Raw genomic sequence first — 2,207 nt, forward strand, 5'->3', positions numbered from 1 at the left:
TCATTCTGCTCATCAGAATCCACCAACTGGTACCCAGGAAGGCTTAACGAATTAATCATCTCCCGCCTTGATCAGAAAAACAGGTAGGTGGCGTATGGGCATATAGAAAACTTGATCAGTTTCCTACAAGAGGAATGTTGTGCAGGCGTTTAGATTGGACATGATCCAGAATCTTTTTGAGGCTTGCCCAGCTCTCGCTGTCATCCCTAGTCAGCATCGCTATGAAGACTCAGGCGTAAAGTGGAGACGGAAAATTGACAGAGTAGGCTGAAAAGGATCAACCAAATAATCCGTTGATATAGACTTCCTCCTCTACACTTTGGGCGTTTTGTCAACCAGAAACTCCGGAGACTCAATTAAAGTAGAACTGGCGGGAGCAAATCAGCCAGTTAACCCAAATGTTTTTATTTATTCAAGTCCATAATATTTAGCCATTCAGCGTTTTCTTGACCTATAACGCAGTCTCCATTTTTTCGCATATTGAGCCTAAGATTACAGCGTTTTATTTCTTCTTTGAACTCTTCTGAAGGTATCAACTGAATAGTTTTTAAGAGTTGGTTATAGAATTCAGAATCATCGGTTTTCAATGTATAAAAAACCCACTTTCCTTCACGACTTGCCGAGACTATACCTGCTTTTAAAAGAATTTTTAAGTGACGAGAAACATTGTAGTGTGACTCTCCCAGGACATCCATACCCTCACTAACACAAATTCTTTGATCTATATATGACATTAACCAGACTAATCTTAATCTATTAGGCTCAGATAGAGCCTTCATAATATCAATGTAGCTCGAAATCAACGCAATTACCTCCGATCAAAGTTATATAATGCTACGTGAAGCAGCATTATATACTATAGAGTTATAAGACAAAGCTAAAAATCATCCCACCTATGGTCGCAATGGCAAGCACGATTGCAACAAATGCTATTACAGCCCTAGGTTTCAAGACAGTGGATATAATTGCTATCTCGGGTAAGCTAGCACCTGTGCCGCCAATAATCAATGCCATTGCAGCCCCCATCCCCATCCCCTTTCCGATTAACACATCTAGTAATGGTAGAGCCATTTCAATTCGTAGGTAGAGCGGAATACTAATAACAGCAGCAATAGGAATGGCAAACCAATTATCACTACCAACGAATCTTTCGACAATATCAGCAGGCAAAAAAGCGGCTGACAAGGCGCTAATTGCTGCACCAATCAAAACATAGGGAGTAATTTTTTTAAATAAAGCCCAAGCAAACTGTATAGCCAAACCAAGGCGTTCTTTATGTGACTCGGTTTTTTGTGAGGCTGAAGGCAGGCTACATGCCGGCACTGAAGAATAGCCAGAAACTGGTGTCGAAGAGCAACTAACTAGCCCTAATGCTTGATCTTCAACCTGCAGTAAATTTTTCACCTCATTTTTCTTTGTAGAAACACTACAAGTCTGTTTAGGTTCAACTATATCGCGCTTTACTGCATTACGCAGACTTGTAAAGCTGACTATATATCCTGCCGCTATCGCTCCCAGAAATGTCAGTAAAAAATAAATAAAAGCCACTTTGATTCCAAAGGTAGCTGCAATTAATCCAACCACAACAAAGTTTGTTAAAGGAGCTGAAATCAAAAAACTAAATACAGTTCCAGTAGCAATTCCCATTTGCACCATGCCAATCATAACTGGAATCATTGCAGCACTACAAAAAGGGGTTAAAATTCCCATGAGCGCCCCGATTATCGGGCCTTTACTTTCATGCTTGCTTAACTTTTCTTGTAGCTTCTCCTGTGGCACGTAATGCCGGACAAGGCCAGTAATAATTGCGACTGCGGCAATTATCAATAATAGCCCGCTTCCTATATGCAGGAACTCATCCAAAACTATTCCCCAATCACTTTCTTGCATAATAAATTATCTCCCGATTAATGACATCATTCCAACATACGTACACATGTATGTATGTGCATGTTATGATTGGTTCAGAAGCCTGTCAAGTAGGAAGTTGCTCGATACGCGAATGAGTTGAGGCTTCTAGCCCGGAATTCTCATGGTTACCCAGCCAGTTTTATTGGGTGCCTATGAGAAGTACGGGCTAGAGCGATAATCAACCATATTTTCCGGATACCCCAAGAAAATAGCCTCGCTTCCCACTGGAAGTCAGTAACGCTTCCACCTTGGATGGTGGGATGTGACGTTGAAGAACTCCGACCAGCAAGCTAATG

At 41.2% G+C, this 2,207-nt stretch carries 2 protein-coding genes; both read right to left on the reverse strand.

Annotated features, from left to right (window positions below; all coding sequences use genetic code 11):
- Positions 1-404: 404 nt before the first annotated feature.
- Positions 405-779 (reverse strand): ArsR/SmtB family transcription factor, encoded by a 375-nt coding sequence (locus tag BLW68_RS20865; RefSeq protein ID WP_019383636.1) that lies wholly within the window; start codon positions 777-779, stop codon positions 405-407.
- Positions 780-864: 85 nt separating this feature from the next.
- Positions 865-1,890, reverse strand: a complete 1,026-nt coding sequence (locus tag BLW68_RS20870; protein WP_028624679.1) for a permease — start codon at positions 1,888-1,890, stop codon at positions 865-867.
- Between the last annotated feature and the right edge of the window lie 317 nt (positions 1,891-2,207).

Origin of the sequence: Rheinheimera pacifica (assembly GCF_900108485.1) — a bacterium.
GTDB classification, from domain to species: Bacteria; Pseudomonadota; Gammaproteobacteria; order Enterobacterales; family Alteromonadaceae; genus Alishewanella; species Alishewanella pacifica.

What these genes read in the sequence shown, in the direction of transcription:
- BLW68_RS20865 (WP_019383636.1), bottom strand. Translation starts at nt 779, where the DNA reads ATGAAGGCTCTATCTGAGCCTAATAGATTAAGATTAGTCTGGTTAATG.
- BLW68_RS20870 (WP_028624679.1), bottom strand. Translation starts at nt 1,890, where the DNA reads ATGCAAGAAAGTGATTGGGGAATAGTTTTGGATGAGTTCCTGCATATA.